This window comes from Methanothermobacter sp. K4 (assembly GCF_022014235.1).
Classification (GTDB): Archaea; Methanobacteriota; Methanobacteria; order Methanobacteriales; family Methanothermobacteraceae; genus Methanothermobacter.
Genome location: NZ_JAKLTD010000001.1, coordinates 416,491 through 438,904 on the forward strand (window position 1 = coordinate 416,491; position 22,414 = coordinate 438,904).

General features: G+C 49.0%; 24 protein-coding genes, 3 tRNA genes, 1 other RNA gene and 1 pseudogene. 15 read left to right on the plus strand and 14 right to left on the minus strand.

The genetic code is table 11. The annotated features are described in order from the left end of the window. The 4 genes and pseudogenes from L5462_RS02185 to L5462_RS02200 all read left to right on the plus strand — a co-directional run. Positions 1-707, plus strand: a 707-nt coding sequence (locus tag L5462_RS02185; RefSeq protein ID WP_237779198.1) for a translation initiation factor IF-2 subunit alpha, incomplete at its 5' end; no start/stop codon positions are given. After that, positions 704-868 (plus strand): RNA-protein complex protein Nop10, encoded by a 165-nt coding sequence (locus L5462_RS02190; protein WP_237779199.1) that lies wholly within the window; start codon positions 704-706, stop codon positions 866-868. The genes L5462_RS02185 and L5462_RS02190, both read left to right, overlap by 4 nt. A gap of 11 nt (positions 869-879) precedes the next feature. Next, the gene (locus L5462_RS02195; protein WP_237779200.1) at positions 880-1,653 is read left to right on the plus strand and encodes a proteasome assembly chaperone family protein; all 774 of its coding nucleotides are present in this window, start codon (positions 880-882) and stop codon (positions 1,651-1,653) included. Positions 1,654-1,681: 28 nt separating this feature from the next. Continuing rightward, a pseudogene (locus L5462_RS02200) lies at positions 1,682-2,841 on the plus strand (TIGR00375 family protein). Positions 2,842-3,012: 171 nt separating this feature from the next. Here L5462_RS02200 and L5462_RS02205 read toward each other — a convergent pair. From L5462_RS02205 to L5462_RS02220, 4 genes are all read right to left on the minus strand, one after another. Then, a tRNA-Arg gene (locus tag L5462_RS02205) sits at positions 3,013-3,087 on the minus strand. Positions 3,088-3,109: 22 nt separating this feature from the next. After that, positions 3,110-3,184 (minus strand) — tRNA-Arg (locus L5462_RS02210). A 45-nt stretch (positions 3,185-3,229) separates the two neighbouring features. After that, a complete protein-coding gene (locus L5462_RS02215; RefSeq protein ID WP_237779201.1) occupies positions 3,230-3,943 on the minus strand; it encodes a proteasome assembly chaperone family protein in 714 nt (237 codons plus the stop codon). Further along, a complete protein-coding gene (locus L5462_RS02220; RefSeq protein ID WP_237779202.1) occupies positions 3,940-4,380 on the minus strand; it encodes a PepSY domain-containing protein in 441 nt (146 codons plus the stop codon). The genes L5462_RS02215 and L5462_RS02220 overlap by 4 nt, the downstream gene beginning before the upstream one ends. Before the next feature lie 240 nt (positions 4,381-4,620). Between L5462_RS02220 and frhA the strand changes: the two genes are divergently transcribed. From frhA to frhB, 4 genes are read left to right on the plus strand one after another with little or no spacing between them, the layout of a single operon-like run. Further along, complete coding sequence (gene frhA / locus L5462_RS02225) at positions 4,621-5,838, plus strand: coenzyme F420 hydrogenase subunit alpha (protein WP_237779203.1); 1,218 nt, start codon at positions 4,621-4,623, stop codon at positions 5,836-5,838. A gap of 8 nt (positions 5,839-5,846) precedes the next feature. Continuing rightward, complete coding sequence (gene frhD / locus L5462_RS02230) at positions 5,847-6,323, plus strand: coenzyme F420-reducing hydrogenase, FrhD protein (RefSeq protein WP_237779204.1); 477 nt, start codon at positions 5,847-5,849, stop codon at positions 6,321-6,323. Further along, positions 6,320-7,147 (plus strand): coenzyme F420 hydrogenase subunit gamma, encoded by an 828-nt coding sequence (gene frhG / locus L5462_RS02235; protein ID WP_237779205.1) that lies wholly within the window; start codon positions 6,320-6,322, stop codon positions 7,145-7,147. Before frhD ends, frhG begins: the two co-directional genes overlap by 4 nt. A 12-nt stretch (positions 7,148-7,159) precedes the next feature. After that, the gene (gene frhB, locus L5462_RS02240) at positions 7,160-8,005 is read left to right on the plus strand and encodes a coenzyme F420 hydrogenase subunit beta (RefSeq protein WP_013296464.1); all 846 of its coding nucleotides are present in this window, start codon (positions 7,160-7,162) and stop codon (positions 8,003-8,005) included. Between the two features lie 80 nt (positions 8,006-8,085). On the opposite strand, the gene map is transcribed toward frhB, so the two are convergent. Then, on the minus strand, positions 8,086-8,976 hold the full coding sequence (map, locus tag L5462_RS02245) for a type II methionyl aminopeptidase (RefSeq protein WP_237779206.1): 891 nt from the start codon (positions 8,974-8,976) through the stop codon (positions 8,086-8,088). 86 nt (positions 8,977-9,062) lie between these two features. Here map and L5462_RS02250 point away from each other — a divergent pair, with 86 nt between their 5' ends. The 4 genes from L5462_RS02250 to rnpB all read left to right on the plus strand — a co-directional run bounded on the left by L5462_RS02250 (position 9,063) and on the right by rnpB (position 10,465). After that, positions 9,063-9,476, plus strand: coding sequence for a membrane protein (locus L5462_RS02250; protein WP_013296462.1), 414 nt, complete (start codon positions 9,063-9,065; stop codon positions 9,474-9,476). A 15-nt stretch (positions 9,477-9,491) separates the two neighbouring features. After that, positions 9,492-9,956, plus strand: coding sequence for a hypothetical protein (locus L5462_RS02255; protein ID WP_237779207.1), 465 nt, complete (start codon positions 9,492-9,494; stop codon positions 9,954-9,956). A gap of 103 nt (positions 9,957-10,059) precedes the next feature. Beyond that, positions 10,060-10,134 (plus strand) — tRNA-Met (locus L5462_RS02260). 30 nt (positions 10,135-10,164) lie between these two features. After that, positions 10,165-10,465: RNase P RNA component (gene rnpB, locus L5462_RS02265), an RNA gene on the plus strand. A 511-nt stretch (positions 10,466-10,976) separates the two neighbouring features. Here the strand turns inward: rnpB and dnaJ are convergent. The 3 genes from dnaJ to L5462_RS02280 form a co-directional block, all read right to left on the minus strand. Continuing rightward, the gene (gene dnaJ / locus L5462_RS02270; protein ID WP_237779208.1) at positions 10,977-12,107 is read right to left on the minus strand and encodes a molecular chaperone DnaJ; all 1,131 of its coding nucleotides are present in this window, start codon (positions 12,105-12,107) and stop codon (positions 10,977-10,979) included. A gap of 80 nt (positions 12,108-12,187) precedes the next feature. Beyond that, positions 12,188-14,029, minus strand: a complete 1,842-nt coding sequence (gene dnaK / locus L5462_RS02275; protein ID WP_237779209.1) for a molecular chaperone DnaK — start codon at positions 14,027-14,029, stop codon at positions 12,188-12,190. A 14-nt stretch (positions 14,030-14,043) separates the two neighbouring features. Then, positions 14,044-14,568 carry a nucleotide exchange factor GrpE gene (locus L5462_RS02280; protein ID WP_237779210.1) on the minus strand — a complete coding sequence of 175 codons (525 nt, stop codon included), beginning with the start codon at positions 14,566-14,568 and terminating at the stop codon, positions 14,044-14,046. Positions 14,569-14,679: 111 nt separating this feature from the next. Here L5462_RS02280 and L5462_RS02285 point away from each other — a divergent pair, with 111 nt between their 5' ends. Next, complete coding sequence (locus L5462_RS02285) at positions 14,680-15,180, plus strand: ArsR family transcriptional regulator (RefSeq protein ID WP_237779211.1); 501 nt, start codon at positions 14,680-14,682, stop codon at positions 15,178-15,180. 95 nt (positions 15,181-15,275) lie between these two features. Here the strand turns inward: L5462_RS02285 and hypF are convergent, their stop codons facing one another. Continuing rightward, a complete protein-coding gene (hypF, locus tag L5462_RS02290) occupies positions 15,276-17,576 on the minus strand; it encodes a carbamoyltransferase HypF (RefSeq protein WP_237779212.1) in 2,301 nt (766 codons plus the stop codon). Positions 17,577-17,713: 137 nt separating this feature from the next. On the opposite strand from hypF, the gene larB reads away from it, so the two are divergent. Continuing rightward, a complete protein-coding gene (larB, locus tag L5462_RS02295) occupies positions 17,714-18,463 on the plus strand; it encodes a nickel pincer cofactor biosynthesis protein LarB (protein ID WP_237779489.1) in 750 nt (249 codons plus the stop codon). Here larB and L5462_RS02300 read toward each other — a convergent pair whose 3' ends face one another. Next, the gene (locus L5462_RS02300; RefSeq protein WP_305067731.1) at positions 18,464-18,796 is read right to left on the minus strand and encodes a helix-turn-helix domain-containing protein; all 333 of its coding nucleotides are present in this window, start codon (positions 18,794-18,796) and stop codon (positions 18,464-18,466) included. It abuts the gene before it with no gap. 311 nt (positions 18,797-19,107) lie between these two features. On the opposite strand from L5462_RS02300, the gene L5462_RS02305 reads away from it, so the two are divergent. After that, positions 19,108-19,677 carry an N-acetyltransferase gene (locus L5462_RS02305; protein WP_237779213.1) on the plus strand — a complete coding sequence of 190 codons (570 nt, stop codon included), beginning with the start codon at positions 19,108-19,110 and terminating at the stop codon, positions 19,675-19,677. 22 nt (positions 19,678-19,699) lie between these two features. Here L5462_RS02305 and hisE read toward each other — a convergent pair whose 3' ends face one another. The 4 genes from hisE to gatB are packed head-to-tail and all read right to left on the minus strand — an operon-like array spanning position 19,700 to position 22,385. After that, positions 19,700-19,990: a phosphoribosyl-ATP diphosphatase gene (gene hisE / locus L5462_RS02310; RefSeq protein ID WP_237779214.1), complete on the minus strand. Its 291-nt coding sequence runs from the start codon at positions 19,988-19,990 to the stop codon at positions 19,700-19,702. Then, a complete protein-coding gene (locus tag L5462_RS02315; RefSeq protein ID WP_237779215.1) occupies positions 19,980-20,789 on the minus strand; it encodes a CBS domain-containing protein in 810 nt (269 codons plus the stop codon). The genes hisE and L5462_RS02315 overlap by 11 nt, the downstream gene beginning before the upstream one ends. Position 20,790: 1 nt before the next feature. Beyond that, positions 20,791-21,030 carry a DUF504 domain-containing protein gene (locus L5462_RS02320; protein WP_237779216.1) on the minus strand — a complete coding sequence of 80 codons (240 nt, stop codon included), beginning with the start codon at positions 21,028-21,030 and terminating at the stop codon, positions 20,791-20,793. A gap of 5 nt (positions 21,031-21,035) precedes the next feature. After that, positions 21,036-22,385, minus strand: a complete 1,350-nt coding sequence (gene gatB / locus L5462_RS02325) for an Asp-tRNA(Asn)/Glu-tRNA(Gln) amidotransferase subunit GatB (RefSeq protein WP_237779217.1) — start codon at positions 22,383-22,385, stop codon at positions 21,036-21,038. Positions 22,386-22,414: the final 29 nt, after the last annotated feature.

The following is a 22,414-nucleotide window of genomic DNA, read 5'->3' on the forward strand; positions in this document are numbered from 1 at the left end:
ATGGCGCCTTCGCAACACTGGAGGAATATCCAGGGAAGGAGGCTTTCATTCACATATCCGAGGTATCCTCTGGATGGGTTAAGAATATAAGGGACTTTGTAAGGGAAAACCAGAAGATAGTCGCCAGGGTCCTCCGTGTGAACCCAAGGAAGGGGCACGTGGATGTTTCAATGAAAAGGATAAGGGAGGACCAGCGTACAAAGAAGATCCAGGCCTGGAAAATCGAGCAGAAGGCTGAAAAGTTCCTTGAACTGGCAGCAAAGGACCTGGGAAAGGACCTTGACACGGCCTACGAGGAGGTCGGATACGAACTTATGGACATATTCGGCGACCTCTACGGCGCATTTGAAACCGCTGCAGAGGAGGGTGAAAAGGCACTTCTGGAGGAGGGCGTCCCTGAGGACTGGGCTGCTGCCATAACAGAGGTGGCTAAACGTAACATAACACCCCCCGAGGTTCAGATCACAGGATATGTTGATATAAAGTCCTATGCACCCAACGGTGTTGAGATAATCAGGAAGGCCCTTAAATCTGCCCAGGATGAGGGCATAATTGTCCAGGCCGTTGGGGCCCCAAGGTACAGGCTGATAGTGAAATCGACAGATTACCTCAAGGCCGAGAAACAGCTCAAGGAGGCGGCCCAGAGGTGCATAGATATAGTGGAAAAAGAGGGTGGAGAGGGAGAATTCCTCCGTGAACTGACATGAAGATGAGAAGATGCCGTTCATGCATGGAGTACACCCTTAAGGATGTATGCCCCCGCTGCGGCGGATCAACAGGGGTTGTTTATCCCCCAAAATTTTCCCCTGAGGACAGGTATGGAGAATACCGGAGAAGACTCAAAAGAGAGGTTTTACTTGAGAAGTAGTGGTGAATAAAATGAGGGAAACAACCATAAATATTCTGGAGGATGTTGAACTTTCCAGCCCGGTTTTCATTGAGGCACTTCCAGGGATAGGACATGTCGGGAAACTCGCCGCTGACCATATAATAGATGAACTCCAGGCGGTCAGGTTCGCTGAGCTCTACTCTCCATCATTCCCACCACAGGTTCTGGTTGATGAGAATGGCATAGTTGAACCAATGAAGAACGAGTTCTACTACCTCAGGGATGCAGGTGAGGACAAAAGGGATTATATAATACTTGTCGGGAACACCCAGGGCCTTTCACCTGAGGGACAGTATGAGATCTGTGGCATGATACTCGACTTTGTTGAGGGCTACGGTGTTGAGAGGATATACACCCTTGGAGGACTTGCAACCGGTCAGCCTGTTGATAAGGCACGGGTTTACGGTGCAGCCACAGATATGGAACTTGCTGAGAGCCTTAAAGAGCACGATGTTATCCTGCGCTCTGCAGATGGGGGTATAATAGGTGCATCGGGACTCCTCCTTGGAATGGGAAGGATGAGGGGTATGCGTGGAGTTTGCCTCATGGGTGAAACACCAGGTTACTTCATAGATGCGGAGGCTGCAAGGGCGCTTCTGGAGGTGCTCCTTGAGATGACAAAGCTTCAGGTGGACCTTGAGAAACTTGAGGAGCGTGCAGAGGAGACCCGGAAGATGATCTCCAGGGCGCAGCAGATGGAGCAGGAGATGATTGACAGGATGAATCTCAAGCCCGGCGAGGAGGACCTCCGTTACATAGGATGATTCCCAATTATTTTTTTCGGCTGATTAAATGATTTTAAATGCTGATCTACATATACACAGCTGTTTTTCAAGGGCAACATCCCGCAACATGGTCATTGAGGCAATAGCACCCCAGGCAAAACTCAAGGGCCTCCATATCGTGGGAACAGGGGACGCATTCCACCCTGGCTGGAGGAGGATCATTGAGGAATCCACGGAATATGTCGGGGATGGGGTGTATTTGCGGGATGAGTGCAGCTTCATAATAACCGCGGAGGTTGAGGACTCAAGGAGGATTCACCACCTCATAATACTCCCATCCCTGGAGGCTGCAGAGGAGATGGGGGAAAGGATGCCCTCAACCAGCAGCTCAGATGGAAGACCGAGGGTGCGGATGAATGGGGCCCAGATACTTGAAATGGTACATGAATACGATGGTATCGCGGGTCCGGCGCATGCCTTCACACCATGGACCAGCATGTACAAATCATATGACAGCTACATGGACTGTTACGGGAAAAGGCCGGATTTCCTTGAACTGGGACTCTCTGCGGACACTGAAATGGCCGATAAGATATCTGAACTTGCAGACATACCATTCCTCACAAATTCAGACGCACACTCACCATGGCCCCACAGGCTTGGGAGGAGTTCAACCAGCTTGAAATGGATGACGTATCCTTCACATCACTCAAAAGGTTAATCAGAAAGTGCAGGATCACGGCAAACTATGGTCTTGACCCCCGCCTAGGGAAGTACCATATGACAGCCTGCACAAGGTGTTACAGGGTTTACAGCCCTGAAGAGGCACTTCAGATGAAGATGAAATGCCCCTGTGGCGGCAGAATCAAGAAGGGCGTTGACTACAGGATATATGAACTTTCAACATGGGATGAGCCACACCACCCCCCACACAGGCCCCCATATATCCATATCATGCCCCTTGCAGAGATAATAGGGATGAAGTATGGTAAGGGTGTCACAACAAAGTTTGTGCAGGGCATCTGGGAGGGCCTTGTGGCGGAGTTCGGGACAGAGATCGATGTTCTTCTCAGTGCCCCCATTGAGGATATTGAGAGAATTGATACTGGTGTTGCGGTTGCAGTTGAGGCCTTCCGGGAGGGTTCACTCACCGTGATACCTGGTGGTGGGGGTAAATACGGTGAGATAAGGTTCCCTGCTGAGACACTTGACGCATATTTCAGGTAGATTTTAATTTTAATAAAAAGGAACACTCTTTTTTATTGGAGAATTTGAACCTGAGAAATTCCCCTGAATCCCTGTTTCATAAAAAGCAGTGGGCCTCTGTTCTGGTCCATGAATAACATACCGTCTACTACCTTGGTCATTGACTCATAAAATCAAAATAAGGAATGTGAGCGGACCCGCCGGGATTTGAACCCGGGACCTTCAGATTAGGAGTCTGATGCCCTATCCTGGCTAGGCTACGGGCCCCTCCGTACTCACCTGTTTTTAGCGGACCCGCCGGGATTTGAACCCGGGACCTTCGGATTAGAAGTCCGACGCCCTATCCTGGCTAGGCTACGGGCCCTACCAAAAGAGTAAAAAGATATTGGATCTTTTCATATATAAACTTTTACATGTATATGGGTGTTTCTGCCTCCCCCTGAACGGTCTCTGCGAGCTTCTTGAGACGTGACTCGATGGCCTGGGCCTCCTGTAGGAGTGGCTCGGGGTTAACATTGGTGCCCAGCATCTCATTCAGAACCTCAACAACACTTGCAGCTGCCCTGGGATCAGGGTAGGGGTTGAGTATCTCTGCAAAGAGGCATGAGGCAGATATGTCCTTAACAGCGCACCTTGTAAGGAGGGTCCCTGAAATACCATTGAGGTTACCGAAGGGGACTATGGGTATTCCGAGATCTGCAAGTCTCTGGATGACCTCCTGACTGTTACCTGCACCTGCAACCGGCTGTGACTTTTCACGGACAACCATGCTGTTGAATGTTATGAGTTCCCTGCTGTTGTTGCGGGTCATCCAGTCAACAATTGCATTTGTCATGTCATAGACCACCGCAGGTGGAAGGATGAAATCCGATAGGAAGAGCACTATCCCATCTCCCTCATATATCCTGAAGGGGTGTATTGCGACCCCCTTGTAGAGAACCGCAAGTGGAGGGAAGTATTTGGAGTCAATGTACCCTATCTCCTTCATTTTGAGGTCCTCAACAAGTAGCCACCCAAGGATGTTGCCTATGAGCCCCACACCAGGGGAACCCTCAAGGACAACCGCATCCTCAACATCCTCCGCATAGATTGTACAGCATTCGGTTTCTGTTTTGATCATCATGGCGCACCACCAGCCCCCCCAAGGTTTTCGCCTGTGATGGGGTCAATGTAGATCTCCCCGACGGTCTTGCCGTTCATTTCTATGGGTACAATGTAGACCATTTTACCGTTTAACGTGACAAGCCGCGGGGTCCCTGCAGTGGCACCCTCCTGTTTTATGTACTTCTGCGCAATACTCCTGGCCTCTGACGATGAGATCTTCACATTCATATCTGAAGCCCCGCCTGAACCTGAACCACTGCCACCCTGAGATGATGTGGTTGAGGGTGATTCACTGTGGACGCTTGACTCACCCTGCTGTGGCCCCTGGTCCTGACCGCCCTGGGGGTTGGTGAACTTCCACAGTGTTTCGGAATTCTGACTCACCTGATAACCTGCTGCAACAGCTCCAATTATCAGGACTATTGCCACTGATGCTAGGATCTTTGAGTTTATCATCAACTCACCTTCTAGTGTGTTTGACAACACATATGGACTATGTGGGTACATATATAAATAAATATTCAGTATTACTGGATGAAAAATTAATATTATAAAGTAGATTTTCTACTAATAATAATTCACTTACAACATAATATAAATAGTTTTCACTTTTTTTATAATTGAAAAACTTATAACATTTAAAAATAGTTATAATATTGAAGGTTTTTTGAACTTTAAAAACAAGAGGTGATACATTTGAGCGAAAGGATTGTTATATCGCCGACATCACGACAAGAAGGACATGCAGAACTTGTCATGGAAGTCGATGATGAAGGAATCATAACAAAGGGGCGATACTTCAGTATTACTCCTGTCAGGGGCCTTGAAAAAATAGTGACAGGTAAAGCACCTGAAACAGCTCCAGTCATTGTCCAGAGGATATGTGGAGTGTGCCCCATACCCCACACCCTGGCTTCCGTTGAGGCAATAGACGACTCCCTTGACATTGAGGTTCCAAAGGCCGGAAGACTCCTCAGGGAACTTACACTGGCCGCACACCACGTAAACAGCCATGCAATCCACCACTTCCTCATAGCACCCGACTTCGTACCAGAAAACCTGATGGCTGATGCCATAAACTCAGTCTCCGAGATAAGGAAAAACGCACAGTACGTAGTTGACATGGTGGCAGGTGAGGGTATACACCCATCAGATGTGAGGATAGGTGGAATGGCTGACAACATAACAGAACTTGCAAGAAAAAGGCTCTACGCAAGGCTCAAACAGCTCAAACCAAAGGTTAATGAACACGTTGAACTCATGATTGGCCTCATAGAGGACAAGGGCCTTCCAGAGGGCCTTGGTGTACACAACCAGCCCACTCTTGCAAGCCACCAGCTATATGGTGACAGGACAAAATTCGACCTTGACAGGTTCACAGAGGTAATGCCAGAAAGCTGGTATGATGACCCTGAAATAGCCAAGAGGGCCTGCTCAACAATACCACTCTACGATGGAAGAAACGTGGAGGTCGGCCCAAGGGCAAGGATGGTTGAATTCCAGGGCTTCAAGGAAAGGGGTGTTGTTGCACAGCATGTTGCAAGGGCACTTGAGATGAAAACTGCGCTCTCAAGGGCAATAGAAATACTGGACGAACTTGACACATCAGCACCTGTAAGGGCAGAATTCGATGAGAGAGGTACAGGTAAACTTGGTATAGGTGCAATAGAGGGTCCAAGGGGACTTGACGTGCACATGGCCAAGGTTGAGAATGGCAAGATCCAGTTCTACAGTGCACTTGTCCCAACAACCTGGAACATCCCAACAATGGGTCCCGCAACCGAAGGATTCCACCATGAATACGGACCACACGTTATACGTGCATATGACCCATGTCTCTCATGCGCAACACACGTGATGGTTGTTGATGATGAGGACAAATCAGTGATTAAAAACGAAATGGTCAGAATCTAGGGAATAACATGCCATACGACGCTGAGATTCTAGTGGTGGGCTGTGGAAACATCCTTTTCAAGGACGATGGATTCGGCCCAGAGGTTATCAAGGCCCTTGAAGAACACTTCAAGGATAAGGAAAAACCAGAAAATGTAATGTTCATAGACGCTGGAACTGGCGGTCCACACTTTGTCTTCTCACTGCCACATGAACAGTGGAAGAAGATGATAGTTGTGGACGTTGTTGAATTCAATGCAGAACCCGGGACCCTCAGAAAATTCGACGTAACTGAGATTCCAAAGGGATCCTATGAGAATATGCATACATGGCCAGTGAGCCAGCCCCTCCATGAACTCAGTGAAAAAATTGACGTTGTGGTAATTGGGTGTAAACCCGAGGAGATATCAGCTCCCAATGTGGAAATGGGCCTCACACCCCCGGTAAAGAAGGCTATTCCCAGGGCCATTCAGATGATCTTAGAGGAGATTGGGGTTTCTAAATGAGTTTAATCGCCCGAATCAAAAGATTTTTAGGATTGGAGGCTGAAGCTAAGAGGGAAGAACCTGAAAAGGAAAAATCGGAACCTGTTGGAGCTTCAAAAGAGGAGGTTGAAAAAGTGGCTGAAGAAAATGCAAAACCAAGAATAGGTTACATTCACCTGAGTGGATGTACCGGAGACGCCATGTCGTTAACTGAAAATTACGACATTCTCGCAGAACTGCTCACCAATATGGTGGACATAGTATATGGACAGACCCTTGTGGATCTCTGGGAGATGCCAGAGATGGACCTGGCCCTTGTGGAGGGTTCTGTCTGTCTGCAGGACGAACACAGCCTGCACGAACTCAAAGAACTCAGGGAAAAGGCTAAACTGGTCTGCGCATTCGGTTCATGCGCGGCAACAGGCTGCTTCACAAGGTACTCAAGGGGTGGCCAGCAGGCACAGCCATCACACGAGTCCTTTGTACCGATAGCAGACCTCATAGATGTGGACCTTGCACTGCCAGGGTGCCCACCATCACCTGAAATAATAGCAAAGACCGTTGTTGCACTTCTCAACAATGATATGGATTACCTGCAGCCAATGCTGGACCTTGCAGGCTACACTGAGGCATGCGGATGCGACCTTCAGACGAAGGTGGTCAACCAGGGTCTCTGCATTGGATGCGGAACATGTGCAATGGCCTGCCAGACAAGGGCCCTTGACATGACCAACGGAAGGCCGGAACTGAACAGTGACCGCTGCGTGAAATGTGGAATCTGCTACGTGCAGTGCCCAAGAAGCTGGTGGCCAGAAGAACAGATCAAAAAGGAGTTAGGGCTATAGGAGGCTGGAAAAATGGTTTTAGGTACTTACAAGGAAATTGTTTCCGCCAGATCAACTGACAGGGAGATTCAGAAACTAGCCCAGGATGGGGGAATAGTCACAGGTCTTCTAGCTTACGCCCTTGATGAGGGTATCATTGAGGGTGCAGTGGTTGCAGGTCCAGGCGAGGAGTTCTGGAAACCACAGCCAATGGTTGCCATGAGCTCAGATGAACTCAAGGCAGCAGCCGGTACCAAGTACACATTCTCACCCAACGTGATGATGCTCAAGAAGGCCGTCAGACAGTACGGTATTGAGAAACTCGGTACGGTTGCCATACCCTGCCAGACAATGGGTATAAGGAAAATGCAGACCTACCCATTCGGTGTCAGGTTCCTTGCAGATAAGATAAAGCTTCTGGTGGGTATATACTGCATGGAGAACTTCCCCTACACATCACTCCAGACCTTCATCTGCGAGAAACTCGGAGTTAGCATGGAACTCGTTGAGAAGATGGATATAGGTAAAGGGAAGTTCTGGGTATACACCCAGGATGATGTCCTCACCCTTCCACTCAAGGAGACCCATGGATACGAGCAGGCAGGATGCAAGATCTGTAAGGACTACGTGGCTGAACTTGCAGACGTCTCAACAGGATCAGTGGGGTCACCTGACGGATGGTCCACCGTCATAACCAGAACAGACGCAGGGGACTCAATATTCAAGCAGGCAGTTGAAGCAGGCCTATTCGAGACAAAACCAATAGAAGAAGTTAAACCTGGTCTGGGACTGCTTGAAAAACTTGCCGCACAGAAAAAGGAAAAAGCAGAGAAGAACATTGCCGCAAGGAAGGAGATGGGATTACCAACACCATTCTGATCCCATCAACTGTTTTTCTTTTATTCTGGGGAAGGAGATGGGATTACCAACACCATTCTAATCCCATCAACCTATTATTTCTATTCTGTTATCACGGTGCACCCATCACCCTCAACAATGACCGTATGCTCCCACTGTGCTACGGTGGCACCGCTCTTCTCCCGGAGCACATGGTAGGGGTAAATGGCCCTTGACTGTATCAGGAGCCTCATTGAGGCGCTGAGCCTTTGGGGTTCAAAATATTCCTCAAGCCATCTCTGCGCAAATGGAAGGGAATGGTAATTCTCCCTTATCTTACCGAGGACCCTCCTTGCATGGACAAGCCGGAGGGGTCTTTCACGGAGGAACCTGAATATATATGTCTGGGGCATGTCTGTAACAAGCCCGACACCATCGGTTGCGAAGGGTTCAATTGCAAGCACATCCCCCTCCTCGAGTTCATGGGGATTGTTTTCCCTTATGTTGGGTATTGAAAGCCCTGAGTGGAGTATCCACCGGTCCATGCTGTGACCTGTAAGGTTTGACACGGGCTTCATACCATGGGACTCTATCGTCTCCTGGATAACACGGCCGACCTCACCAACCTCAACACCGGCCCTTATGGTGGAGATCGCGTTTTCAAGGGCCTCCCTTGCAGCGTCCATCATTCTGTAGCAACTATCATCCACATCACCCACGGGGACGGTGATTGCTGTGTCGGCTATGAACCCATCCACATGGGCCCCGAGGTCAAGCTTAACAAGGTCACCTTCGGATATTGTGCTCTCATCACCGGGAGGTGATGTGTAGTGTGCGGTGACCTCATTGATGGAGACATTGCAGGGGAATGCTGGTTCACCGCCCCTGCTCCTGATACCATCCTCAACGTAATTCACGAGTTCTATTACCGGTAAACCATCCCTTATGATCTTTGAAGCCTCTTTTCGAACCTTTGATACAATTTTACCTGCCTTTAAGTATGATTCGATCATCGTTACCACTTAACTGAGTTCTGATACTTATTTAAATAAGGAGTTATATATTATTTCCAGCAGATAATACTTCAAGGGGGAGCTATATGGCGAGCACCGCAACAATACCTCAGAACATCCTGTGGCTTATAATATCCATCCTGGCTTTTGTGACAGTTATCATTGTGGCTATACAGTGGAGGAGGGTCAGGGAGTCCCAGAATGATATTCAGCTTCTTGAAAAGCAGATCGAACTTAAAAAGATATCCCTGGTTGAGAACGACCTTCAGGCAAAGCGCCTGATGGAGACAACCATACCCCTCCCCAAGGACAAGCAGGAAAAACTGGCTGCCATAAGGAAGAACACATCTGAGATAATGCATGAAGTGGGTTATCTTCAGAGTGAGATAAGTGAGAGACTTGCACTACTTGAGGCAAGAACAGAGTTCAGGAAACTGGAGAGGATGCTGAAGGATATTGAGAAAAAGGAAGCAGAACTCAACGCAAAACTTAAAAAATGATATGGAGGTTTTAATGTGGGACCGGCGGAGCTTCTTGCAATACTGATACTTGCAGGGGCCATAATTGTCCTCATATACTACTACCTTATGGGATCAGGGAACATGGCACCGGTAACCAGAGTTTACGGTGCCTTTGAAAAATCAGGTGAAGGGAGGGAAGGTTACATGGCAGGTGTTGGTGAGAAGGTTTCAGATGTCAGTGACAGGATCATGGGCAAGGTAAGGGAGGTTCCCATAAGCACTGATGTTATCTCAAATAAGATAGATGCATTCCTTAATGAGAAGAGCGATGAACTCATAGAGGACTGGTCACTGGCCACCAAGGATGATATATCTGACCTTGAGAAAAGACTTGAACTGGTGTCAAGGAACATAGATGAACTGGAGCACCGCTTCAACGAGTACAGGGGTTACACCAACAGGAAGCTTGAGTCCCTTGACAGGAGGCTCAGGAAGCTTGAGGAGAGGGAGGAGGAATAAACAAACCTCAAAACCCTCATATATTAAATCTTGAGGTGAGATGGAGGAGTAAAACCAGACCTCACCACAACCTTTATATATTAAAATAACAAATCTAATGTTTAGCGGGGTGGGGTAGTCTGGTGATCCCGCGGGGCTCATAACCCCGAGATCCCTAGTTCAAATCTAGGCCCCGCTATCAGTTCTTATTCTCATGTTCACCTACCGGGCAAGCCGGAGGGCAGCTGACGGTCCATTTTTTGGGCTGAGGAAACTCCACCCATCATACAGAACCGCGGTGCCGTGAGGCATCAGCTGAGAGGCTGGACCCTGGAGCAGAAACGACACGTCTTCTGGTGGATGATAATGAAGCTTCACCCTTAAAGGAGCAGACTGACACCAGGAGGACCGGTGAAACGGCCATTCCGCGGGATGCAAGGACAAATACTGCCTGTGATTACTGTAGGAGGCAGAGGTAGTCCGCCGAGATGAATGCTGCCGAAACAGAAGGTGGGTTACTCCCGGCATGCCCGGTCTCAACATTCAGCCTGGCAGGATACCCTGCAAGTGCATTGCCTGTTTTGCATTCACTGGAGCTACTGTGCGCGGGAAGGCCCGGTGTTTTCAGTTTCAAGGCCCGGTGTTTTCAGTTTCACATCTTTTAGGGGCTTTTTCTTATTTTATCAGTGTAGACGCCCTTTATCATGGGGAGTCCTCTATTTGAGTTCAGGGGGATCATCCCTTGATGGGGGGATACCTGCTATAAGAAGCCCACTCACACTTTAACCCACAACGAAACACCAAAAAGGTCTAGAATCAGAAAATACTTCTTTTCACTGGATCATACCCGAAATATGTTTCTCTCATCTGAAAATTAGGATACTGTATGGATCTTTTATCATGTTTCACATCTAAGTTTATAGCAACTTTAGGGACTAATGTTACTTTTAATGTATAAAAAGGAGGTATATTCCAGTATAGCTGAGGTTCACACCACTGATCATCAGTAAAGGGGCTTGAAAAAATGAGGTGGGGAGGGGTTCAGTGGATTATGGCATCCTTGACCTTATCAAAGAATCCCTTATCCTCGTGGATCTCATCCCCACTGATACTTGCAAATTCCCTGAGTAGTTCCTTCTGCTTTGGAGTCAGCTTTCTCGGTGTTACAACCTTGACCTTCACGTAGAGATTCCCGTAGCCATTCCATTTTAGGTGGGGCATCCCATGCCCCTTAACACGGAAGGTTGTGCCACTCTGTGTTCCAGCAGGTATCTTTAATTGCACTGGCCTGTCAAGGGTTGGAACCTCCACGGTGTCACCCAGGGCGGCCTGCACGAAACTTATTGGCTTCTCTGTGTAGAGGTTTGCCCCCTCCCTCCTGAAGATACTGTGGGGTTTGACCTTAATGACCACGTAGAGGTCCCCTGGTTCCCCACCACGAAGACCCATCTCCCCCTCACCGGGGATCCTGAGTCTGGATCCTGTCTCAACGCCTGGCGGAACCTTCACGTGGATTGTACTTGTTTTTCTGACAACTCCCTTACTGTTACAGTTGCTGCAGGGCTTTTCAACAATGGTTCCCTCGCCGTGACAGTCAGGGCAGGTCGTTATGTTCATCATCTGCCCGAGGATGGTGTTACGCACCTGCCGCACCTGTCCACTGCCCCCACAGGTGGAGCAGGTCCTTGTACCGGTACCTGGCTCGGCCCTGCTTCCATGACACACCGGACACTTCTTTGTGTGGGGGACCCTTATGTCCGTTTCAAGGCCACTGTAGGCATCCTCAAGACTTATCTCAAGGGTGTAGGTGAGGTCAGCACCTCTCTGGGGGCCATGTCTCCTTCCCCCACCGAAACCGAACATGTCGAAGATGTTCCCTATATCAAATCCCAGGCCGCTGAATATGTCCTCAAAGTTGATGTTGTTGAATATATCCTCCTGACTGAAGCCTTCCATACCTGCATGGCCGAACTGGTCGTACCTTCTCCTCTTCTCATCATCAGAGAGGACTGCGTAGGCCTCACTTATCTCCTTGAACTTTTCGGCTGCATCAGGATCATCGCTGACGTCGGGGTGGTACTTCCTTGCAAGCCTCCGGTAGGCCTTCTTTATCTCCTTCTTATCGGCACCCCTATCCACACCGAGAACCTCATAGTAGTCACGCTTAGCCATCGATTTTCACCTGGTATAGAATCTGGAAGTGATCAGCTAAAAATAGTTGCACATCAGAGAATAAAAAGGTGGGGGAGGCCTCAGTTCTTGACCTCAAAGTCAGCATCTATGGTGTCGTCGCCCTGGTTTTCACCCTGTGATGCTGTGTTCTCTGCCTGCTGCTGGGCAGCCTGCTGGTATATAACCGCACCGATTTCCTGGACGGTCTTTGTGAGCTCCTCGGTCTTTGATTTGATGGCCTGGACATCGTCGCCTGCTATGAGTTCCCTTAGTTCACTGACCTGTTTTTCAACTTCCTCCTTCTTATCTGATGGCACCTTATCTCCAAGCTCCTCCAGGGTCTTCTCGGCGGTGTATATCATTGAATCGGCGTTGTTTCTTATTTCGATTTCCTCCTGTTTTCTCCTGTCCTCCTCGGCGTGTTTTTTGGCCTCCTCAATCTTCTGTTTTATCTCCTCCTCTGAGAGCTTGTTGGGTGCTGTTATTGTTATGGCCTGTTCCTTACCTGTTCCAAGGTCCTTTGCTGATACGTTCAGTATACCGTTTGCGTCTATATCGAAGGTCACCTCTATCTGGGGTACTCCACGTGGCGCTGGTGGTATTCCCACCAGCTGGAACCTTCCGAGGCTTGTGTTGTCTGCGGCCATTGGCCTCTCACCCTGAAGGACGTGTATGTCCACGGATGTCTGGTTGTCTGCCGCTGTTGAGAATATCTGACTCTTCTTTGTGGGTATCGTGGTGTTCCTCTCTATGAGCTTGGTGAAGACCCCTCCAAGGGTTTCTATACCCAGGGACAGTGGCGTCACATCCAGAAGTACAAGGTCCTTTATCTCCCCTGCAAGGACACCACCCTGTATGGCTGCACCCATGGCAACACATTCCATGGGGTCTATTCCCCTCTCAACGGGTTTTCCTATGAAGTCCTCAACGAATTTCTGGACGATGGGCATCCTTGTGGGTCCACCGACCAGTATTATTTTATCCACATCCTCCCTGGTCATCTTGGCGTCCTTCAGCGCCTGTTCCATTGGCCCGGCACATTTCTGCACGATTGGATCAACCAGTTCCTCCAGTTTCGCCCTTGTGATGGTCTTTATAAGGTGTTTTGGTCCGTCCTGGGCCACGGTGATGTAGGGGAGGTTCACCTCGGTTGTGAGGGTTGTTGAGAGCTCTATCTTGGCCTTCTCAGCAGCCTCCCTGAGCCTCTGAACTGCCTGATCGTCCTCCATGAGGTCTATTCCTGTTTCCTTTTTGAATTCATCGGCAAGGTAATTCATTATTGCGTTGTCCATGTCGGTCCCACCCAGCTGGGTGTCACCGCTGGTTGATCTAACCTCAAAGACTCCCCCACCGAATTCCATGATTGTAACGTCCAGTGTACCTCCACCCAGGTCGAAGACCATGATGACCATGTCCTCGTCTTCCTTGTCAAGGCCGTAGGCGAGGCTTGCTGCTGTTGGCTCGTTGACGAGTCTTACAACGTCGAGCCCTGCGATTGTACCTGCGTCCTTGGTGGCTGTCCTCTGGTTGTCGTCGAAGTAGGCGGGTACTGTGATGACGGCTTTCTTTATCTCCTCACCTAGGAAGGCCTCTGCGTCCTTCTTGATCTTCTGGAGGATGAATGCTGATATCTCCTGTGGTGTGTACTCCTTACCCTGGACCTTCACCTTTCTGTCTGTACCCATACTCCTTTTTATGGCCGTTATGGTGTTCTCAGGGTTTGTGACTGCCTGGCGTCTTGCAGGTTCACCCACAAGCATCTGACCGTCCTCTGTGAATGCAACGCAGCTTGGGAATGATTTTCCGTACTGTGATGCCCCCTCTGCGCTGGGTATGATGGTTGGTTTTCCACCTATAAGTACTGCGGCTGCAGAGTTACTTGTTCCAAGGTCAATACCGAGAATTTTTTCTTTTTTTGCCACATGATCACCTCAAATCAGCTTTTCTTACATACCTTGACTATTGAATGTTTTATTATCCTGTCGTTGAGTCTGTAACCCCTTGATAACTCCTCTATTATGATTCCATCATCGTATTCATCATGGTTCTCAACCATAACTGCCTCGTGGAGGAATGGATCGAATTTTTCACCCTCGGCGGGTATCTCACTCAGACCCTCCTTCCTGAGGGTGTCCCTGAATTTCCTGTAGATGACCTCCAGGCCGTCACCATCATTCTCCCGGTTTTCAAGGGCCCTTTCAAGGTCCTCGTATACGTCCAGGAGGTTCAGTATGAGCCTCTCATTTGCATTTTTTATGAGTTCCAGCTCCTGTTTTTCCTTCTGTTTCTTGTAGTTTTCAAAGTCGGCCTGCAGTCTCTGGAGGTGTGAGACGTATTCGCTGAGTTCATCTTCCTTAACCGCGAGTTCACTTTCAAGTTCTTTCAGTCGTTTTTTAAGTTCCTTTAATTCATCTTCACAGTTATTGGCTGGTTTAGAATCAGTTTTTTTCTCTTCGCACATTGCTTCACCTTTCATTTTTTACAGAAATTAAAGTTACCAGAGGTTACCTATAACCTTATAGCTATTATACTTACAAAAGGTTATATAAACCTTTCGACATACCATACCGTGATGAGAGAAAAGTCCACTGAAGAGCGGAACATGGAAGTTATACTTGATGTTATGGGCTGCAAGACCAGGAGGGAGATCATAAACCTCCTCCGTGAGGAGCCCAGATTTGTCAGTGAAATATCAAAGGAACTGGATATTGGCCAGAAGGCAATAATAGAGCACCTCAGGGCGATGGAGGAGGCAGGGATTTTAAGCTCCTTCTTCAGGAAGATAGAGAGGGGAAGGCCCCGCAAATACTATGATATATCAAGGGACATCCACATCAGCATAACCATAAACAGGAACAACTTCAGGGTGGATGTTGTGGATGACCTCCTCAGAAGGAAACAGCTCCCCCCAGGTGATGAGTGGTCCAGATTGCTTAACATTGAAAATAAGCTAATGAATGGTCAGTGGGAGGCCATTGAGGAGTTAAAGAACCTCATAAGGCTCTACGAGCACCTCAAAAAGCGGGCCGAGGACCTCCTCCGCGAGGCAGAGATGCGAAGAAAGATGGAATAGTTCCCAGCAAGCCGGCTTTTTTGCATTTATCTGAGGCCCGTAGAGCAGTTCCTGAGACACCAGATTCCATTTCATGGAGGACATCAGAGGCCTAGTTATTTTCTGTATTCAAGTGCAGCTGCAACGGCCTGCCCAAGGGACACTGAACCATCACCTGCACATGAATTTCTGTGCTGAATGAAACTGTAACCCCTCTCTGTAACGTAATCCCTAACCGCGAGGCTTATGGCCTCATTGTAGAAAACACCACCGGTTCCCCCTATAACCTCAACTCCCAGATTCTCAGCTGCAAGGACAGCCATCTCTGCAAGTCCCTCTGCAACGGCTCGCTGGGCAGCATGGGCTATCTCTGCCCTGTTCTCACCGGATTCCAGGAGATCCATGACATCCATGAGTATATCTGATGTATCAAGGATGTACCTCCCATCCCTCCTCAGGATTCTGGAGGGTATTCTGAGTTCTCCTTTAGCCATGAAGGCAGTTGATTCAAGTTTCATGGCACACTCACCCTCATAGGTTCTCCTTCCACATATTCTGAGGGCTGCTGAAATTGCGTCAAGGACTCTGCCGGTGCTGCTGCTCATTCCGGTGTTGATTCCAGTTTCCATCTGCTTTAATACAACATCAATCTCCCTTTCACCGTGGGGGAAGTAATCCAGGTACCTTTCAATGAAGAGTTCACGGATGTCCCCATCATAGCTGTCCAGGAGCATTGAGAGCAGCATCCTTGCAGGGTACCTTGTTGCAAGGTCACCTCCAGGCATCTTCTGGGGCATGAGGCTCCCAACCCTTGAATATTCATGGCCTTGGCAGTGGAGGATCTCACCACCCCAGGATGTGCCATCTGCACCGTAGCCAACACCATCTGCAGCTATACACACGCACTCATCGACACCATTATCGAGCATGAGTGCCAGGGCATGGGCATGGTGGTGCTGGACCCTCAGAATGTCTGCAGAGAACCTCTCAGAGAGCTCCTCGGCATACGAAGTTGTCAGGAACTGCGGGTGGAGGTCACAGGCTATGACATCCACGGATTCGGTGCCTGTTATACCCATGAGGTAATTCACCGCGTCCTTGAGGAAGAGGAGGGTGTCATACCTTGAGGTGTTGCCTATGTGCTGTGATACATAGCACTGGCCACCCTTAAGCACAGAGAAGGTCACATCAAGTTCCGGTCCAAGGCAGAGGGCCGATAGATTCTCTGATAGATGCGTGAGGTCATAGGGCTCAGGTGCGTATCCCCTGGACCTCCTTATGAAGGCCATCTCCCCACCCCTGAAGCGGACAACAGAGTCATCGCAGCGGTTTATGATTTTACGGTCATGGAGAAGGAAGTAGTCGGCTATATCATGGAGTCCCCTTGTTATCTCACTGTTCCTGATGAACATGGGGTCGCCTGGCTTATTGGCTGAGGTCATAACATAGGCCGGGGCCGCGGTGTATCTGAAGAGAACATGATGCATGCCAGAGTATGGTAACATGACCCCTATGTTGTGGAGGCCCGGTGCAACTGAGGGGGCCAGGGGGTAGTCACTGTTTTTATTCAGGACAACTATTGGCCTTCGCCGGGAGGTTAAGGCCTTCTCCTCGGCTTCAGATATGCATGCATAGACCTTCACTGAGGAAACATCAGGGGACATGCAGGCGAATGGCTGGCTGGGCCTTCCAAGCCTTGAGCGGAGTTTCATCACGGCATCCTCATCGTCTGCCCGGCAGACCAGATGAGTGCCCCCTATACCCTTAACCGCGAGTATTTTACCCTCATCAAGAAGTTCTGCAGCCATTTTCAGGGGGTTATCTGTTTCAATAATATCATCACGCCACAGGAATGGACTTGGACCGCATACAGGGCAGCATGTTGCCTCTGCATGGTACCTCCTGTCAAGGGGGTTGAGGTACTCCTCCATGCAGGAGCTGCAGAGTGGGAATTCACGCATGCTGGTCCTCTCACGGTCATAGGGGATGGATTCAATCACCGTGAAGCGGGGCCCGCAGTCTGTGCATGCGGTGAAGGGGTAGAGGTAACGCCTGTTACCCTCATCCATTATCTCCTCAAGGCACCTGCTGCAGGTTGCAACGTCTGCAGGTATAACAGACGTCCCTGATGACTCTGATGAGCTCTCCTTTATACTGAAGTCGCTGAAGGAGGGACTGTCGATGGAGGTCATCTCATTTTTTATGTGGTTTATTCTTGAAATTGGGGGTTTTTCTGTCCTTAGCCTCTCGATGAACTTTTTGATTGTATCCTCACCGCCCTCAAGGACAATTTCAACCCTGTTTCCCAGGTTCCTGACGTATCCTGCAAGTCCAAGTTCATGTGCAAGTCTGTAGACGGCTGGCCTGAAGCCAACACCCTGCACTATTCCCTCAACAGTGAGATGGGCACGGTACATTCTATCTCCTTTAAGGATTTTCACAGATGACAGTTCAGTGCATCATTTAGGATTATATTCATGAGTTATACAGATGACAGTTCAGTGCATCATGCTAAGATTATATTCATGAACTTATAAATTAGGTAGTGATGTCAGTGAGATGGATTTTAAGCAAACTCCTCAGGGGCGAAATCTCGGTTGAAGAGGCAGAAAGGGCGATTGAATCGGCGCAGCTTAAACTGGGTGATAGGGTCAGGTTTGATATACTGCGTGAGAAAAGAACAGGGTTCCCTGAGGCGGTATTTGCACCTGGAAAGAGTGATCAGGATATAATTGATATCATAAGAACTGTTGGGGACGTTATTGTAACAAGGCTCCCCCCTCAAAGGGCTGAGAGGATCATGGATGCACTGGCTCTTGGAGATGATTACACCGCTGATTACTATGAATCGGCCAGGGTGCTTGCTGTCAGGTCAGGGAAACCTGAAATATTGGGTAAGATCGGTGTACTTTCTGCGGGAACATCAGATATACCCGTTGCAGAGGAGGCAAGGGTGGTTGCAGAGGAGGCTGGCTGTGAGGTCATCACGGCATATGATGTTGGGGTTGCCGGCATCCACCGGCTCCTGGAACCACTGCAGAGGATGCTTGAATCAGGGGTAAAGGTGCTCATCGTGGTGGCTGGAATGGAGGGGGCGCTTCCCTCTGTGGTAGCCGGTCTTGTTGACGTGCCGGTTATAGGTGTTCCAGCGTCTGTTGGTTACGGGGTCGGTGAGGGCGGTTTTGTGGCACTTAACTCTATGCTACAGTCGTGTTCCCCTGGGATAGGGGTTGTCAATATAGATAACGGTTTCGGGGCCGCTGTACTCGCGGTTAAAATACTGAGGGCCTTTGCAGGTGATTGATCATTTTTCGTGTGTACCGTACCTTTTACCCCATTCACAGAGCTCGTCGAGAATGGGTATGACTGACTTCCCCTTTTCAGTTAGGCAGTACTCAACCCTCGGGGGCACCTCAGGGTATACCGCCCTGTTTATGAGGCCGTTTGCCTCAAGTTCACGGAGGGTTTTGGTGAGCATCCTCTGGGTTATCCTGGGTATCTTTTTGTTTATCTCACTGAAGCGGAGCTTACCATCTTTGAGGGAACAGAGGACAAGAGACTTCCATTTACCCCCTATCTCGTTAATGGCAGCCTCAACAGAACATATGTAGTCGTCATCATCCATAATATCATCCATGTAATCAGGTATACTTTGTGTATGTATATACAGTTTATGTAAGTACATCATTTAAATACTTTAAGTTACTTTATTATAGTAAAGAAGCTTGAGAGGTGAAATCATGCTTGTGAACTTTGATCTGCAGCACTTCTGCTGTGGCCCCAAGGGCTGCCAGATAGAGATTGAATACGGCGAAATGCTCGACGCAGAGCAGTAATTATTTTTTTAACTACCCTCCATTTTTTCACAGCCCCCATGTTTTTATTATTTCAATTAATTATGAAGTACCATGTCTAGGAAGACAATACTGATTTAATGAAGATGGTATCATGGATATTGTCCAGTTCGAACCCCGCTTCTCGGAGACTGTAGGAAGGCTCATCTATGAGACTGACCGGCAACTCTTTGGCCTTTTTTTCAAAAACCCTGAGAATATACTGGAAAAACTTTTAAGAATGGGTGTCTGCTGGGACCCTGAGAGAATAATCCTGGCATCCAGTGAAGGAGAGGTCCTGGGTGTGCTGGCCTATGACCTTGAGGGCAGTGAATCTGGAGTTATTGATTTATTCAGGAATCTGGGGCCCGGTGATGCCCTGAGGGTCATGATGATGAACCTCATTGACTCCCTGAGTACCCAGAGGGTTGAGGATGGTGACCTCTACATAGCATCCCTTGCAGTCGCACCTGAAGCAAGGGGGCAGGGTGTTGGCTTCAGGCTCCTGCAGGAGGCCCGGATGATTGCAGAGGACAGGGGTCTTGATAGACTTACACTGGATGTTTCACCTGCAAATACCCCTGCACTGAACCTTTACAGTAAATTTGGATTCAGATTCACAGGTAAAAAGGAGATAAAAATTTTAAAAAGAGGATTCTACCAGATGGAACTACCACTTCACTGAGGTGCCCTTCAGTTATAATCAGTTATTTTCTTCTCGAGGCGAACTCCTCAAGCAGGTTATCAAATGGAATCCCCTTGTATACGAGAAGGAGAAGTGTGTGGAATATCAGGTCAGCAGACTCCTCCACGAGACGCTCATTGTTCTTTGAAGCTATTATCACCTCTGCTGCCTCCTCACCGATCTTCTCGAGTATCTTATCCTCGGCCCTTTTCTCATCATCCTTCATGAGTTTGGATGTGTAGGAGTCCGCAGGGTTATCGCGACGGTCCTCAAGTACAGCGTAAATTTCCCTTAAAATTCCCTCATCCACCATTCTTCTTACCTGCCATGGCTTTTCTCATGCTGGTTGTTATCGCAATCAGGGGGTGCTGGGCGTCGTCTATAACCTCAATGTCGTCCAGAGTATAAACGCCGTTGAGGTCCGCTGTCTTCTCCATACCCAGCTTCATGTCCTTCTTGATATCGATAACATATGAGTCTATCTCCTTGCAGCCCAGCCTGTAGGATGCCAGCGTCCTGTGGTGACCGTCAACCAGGACATACCTGTCACCTGTCTTTACAACTATCGTGGGCTCTGCAAGGCCCCTTTTAATTTCATAGGTTCTCCCCTGGAGTTCATCGGCATATACCTTGCTCTGGGTTGGCCGAAGTTTTTCGATGGGGACAGTCATCCGTTTAACCTCAGGTTTAACACCATAGAGCTGTTCTAGGGTCTTCTTGAAGTAGTTAACTTTCATGGGGGTGGAACGTTCGATATGGGATCGCACGATATCTGTGTTTGTTATTATACCCACCAGTTTACCTTCCTTATCTATGACCGGCAGTCTTGAGATCCCCATCCTGAACATGACCCTTGCAGCGTCATTGAGGGACATATCCTGGTCTGCAACCACCACGTCCCTTGACATGATCTCTGATACTGTTTTGACCCATGGCTTTATGAGGAGGTCGAAGGCAGTCACCATCCCTATCACGGTACCGTTATCCTTGACCGGGAAACCGTCGTGACCTGTTTCCTTCATGAGCTTGATGATCTCCGCGGTTGATGTGTCTGAGGAGACCGTTATAACGTCCCGGGTCATGTAATCCTTCACAAGTGCCTTATTGCTCATCCTATCCCTTCTTCTGTTTTTTCCAGATGAAACTGTTATCGCAGACTATTTTAACCACCCTGTGGTAGGGTATCGATGCACCATTACTCAGCACAAGGAAGCCCCTCTCGAGTCTTTCAATATCCGACCCCTGAACTGTTTTGAGGTTCCTATGGGCCCCCCTGTGGATGTAACTTATCCTGCACCTTTTAATATCCCATTTAGGATGCCACATAAGAAGATCCAGGACGTTCTTGGCCATGCACCTCAGATCCTTTCCTTTATCAGTTCAACTGTCCGTTCAGGCTCTGCCTTTCCACGGGTGATTCTCATCACCTGCCCCACCAGGAAGTTTATGGCAGCCTCCTTACCATCATGGTAATCCTGGACTGCCTGGGGGTTTTCCCTTATAGCCTGCTCAACAGCCTCTATGACCCGGGATTCATCTATGATTCCTATGAGCCCCATTTCGGTGGCTATCTCCCGGGGGCTCCTGGTGTTAAATGGCATTTCCTCTATGATCTTTTTGGCGGCCTTGGTGGTTACCTCCTTCTTCTGTATCATCTCAAGGAGTTCCACAATATTCTGGGGGGTTATACTGCTTTCTGCAAAGCTCACCCTGTTGTAGTAGAGCACCCTCTTGAGTTCGTCCCGCATCCAGAGAGCCGCAAACTCAGGGTCTATGGATGCTGCAACCTCCTCAAAGGCATCTGCAAGTTCCAGTTCTGAGGTCAGCACCCTTGCGTCCTCCTCCCTTAAACCATATTCCTCCATGAAGCGTTTCACCTTGAGGTGGGGTGCCTCTGGTATTCCATCCCTGATACCATCCACCAGTTCATCTTCAAAGTGCATTGGGGGGAGGTCAGGATCAGGTATGTATCTGTAGTCCTCTGCCTCCTCCTTGAGCCTCATGGAAACGGTTATCATCTGTGATTCAAGAAATGCACGCGTTTCCTGCTTAACCTCAACACCTCTCTTCAGGAGGTTCTTCTGCCTCACCATCTCAAACTTAAGGGCCCTGTAGGCACCCTTTATTGAGTTTATGTTCTTTATCTCAACCCTGCGGCCCCCCTCAAGGGATATGTTGACGTCGGCCCTCATCGTGCCCTCACCACGGGCACAGCCACTGTACTCCAGCACCCTTATGAGTTCCCTGAGGAAGTTCCTGGCCTCCTCGGGTGACCTCATGTCCGGCTCTGTAACAATTTCGATGAGGGGTATGCCTGACCTGTTGAAGTCAACTACACCATGGTCCGGTTTATACTGACCAGGGTCCTCCTCTATGTGCACCTCCCTGATCCTAACGCCGTTGAGCTCCCCTTCGAGTCCCACGGGTATTGATGTCCTCTGGTAACCTGATGGGAGGTCCGGGTAGTTGTAGTGCTTACGCATGAAGTATGTGATCTCAGGGTTTATTCTGCAGTCAAGCATGAGGGCGATCTTCAGAGCCCCCTCAAGGGCGCTCCTGTTTGGCGGATGTGGTTTGGCCCCTGGCTGGTTGAGGCACACCGGACATATATTTGTGTTTGGGGGGGCATCCTGGTAATCTGTCGGGCATCTGCAGAATAGCTTTGATCTGGTGTCAAGCTGAACATGAATTTCAAGGCCACATTTCATCTTAATGTTTATTCCTCCTTTTCATGGTA

What these genes read in the sequence shown, in the direction of transcription:
- L5462_RS02190 (WP_237779199.1), top strand. Translation starts at nt 704, where the DNA reads ATGAAGATGAGAAGATGCCGTTCATGCATGGAGTACACCCTTAAGGAT.
- L5462_RS02195 (WP_237779200.1), top strand. Translation starts at nt 880, where the DNA reads ATGAGGGAAACAACCATAAATATTCTGGAGGATGTTGAACTTTCCAGC.
- L5462_RS02215 (WP_237779201.1), bottom strand. Translation starts at nt 3,943, where the DNA reads ATGATGATCAAAACAGAAACCGAATGCTGTACAATCTATGCGGAGGAT.
- L5462_RS02220 (WP_237779202.1), bottom strand. Translation starts at nt 4,380, where the DNA reads ATGATAAACTCAAAGATCCTAGCATCAGTGGCAATAGTCCTGATAATT.
- frhD (WP_237779204.1), top strand. Translation starts at nt 5,847, where the DNA reads ATGCCATACGACGCTGAGATTCTAGTGGTGGGCTGTGGAAACATCCTT.
- frhG (WP_237779205.1), top strand. Translation starts at nt 6,320, where the DNA reads ATGAGTTTAATCGCCCGAATCAAAAGATTTTTAGGATTGGAGGCTGAA.
- frhB (WP_013296464.1), top strand. Translation starts at nt 7,160, where the DNA reads ATGGTTTTAGGTACTTACAAGGAAATTGTTTCCGCCAGATCAACTGAC.
- map (WP_237779206.1), bottom strand. Translation starts at nt 8,976, where the DNA reads ATGATCGAATCATACTTAAAGGCAGGTAAAATTGTATCAAAGGTTCGA.
- L5462_RS02250 (WP_013296462.1), top strand. Translation starts at nt 9,063, where the DNA reads ATGGCGAGCACCGCAACAATACCTCAGAACATCCTGTGGCTTATAATA.
- dnaJ (WP_237779208.1), bottom strand. Translation starts at nt 12,107, where the DNA reads ATGGCTAAGCGTGACTACTATGAGGTTCTCGGTGTGGATAGGGGTGCC.
- L5462_RS02280 (WP_237779210.1), bottom strand. Translation starts at nt 14,568, where the DNA reads ATGTGCGAAGAGAAAAAAACTGATTCTAAACCAGCCAATAACTGTGAA.
- L5462_RS02285 (WP_237779211.1), top strand. Translation starts at nt 14,680, where the DNA reads ATGAGAGAAAAGTCCACTGAAGAGCGGAACATGGAAGTTATACTTGAT.
- hypF (WP_237779212.1), bottom strand. Translation starts at nt 17,576, where the DNA reads ATGTACCGTGCCCATCTCACTGTTGAGGGAATAGTGCAGGGTGTTGGC.
- L5462_RS02300 (WP_305067731.1), bottom strand. Translation starts at nt 18,796, where the DNA reads ATGGATGATATTATGGATGATGACGACTACATATGTTCTGTTGAGGCT.
- L5462_RS02305 (WP_237779213.1), top strand. Translation starts at nt 19,108, where the DNA reads ATGGATATTGTCCAGTTCGAACCCCGCTTCTCGGAGACTGTAGGAAGG.
- hisE (WP_237779214.1), bottom strand. Translation starts at nt 19,990, where the DNA reads ATGGTGGATGAGGGAATTTTAAGGGAAATTTACGCTGTACTTGAGGAC.
- L5462_RS02315 (WP_237779215.1), bottom strand. Translation starts at nt 20,789, where the DNA reads ATGAGCAATAAGGCACTTGTGAAGGATTACATGACCCGGGACGTTATA.
- L5462_RS02320 (WP_237779216.1), bottom strand. Translation starts at nt 21,030, where the DNA reads ATGGCCAAGAACGTCCTGGATCTTCTTATGTGGCATCCTAAATGGGAT.
- gatB (WP_237779217.1), bottom strand. Translation starts at nt 22,385, where the DNA reads ATGAAATGTGGCCTTGAAATTCATGTTCAGCTTGACACCAGATCAAAG.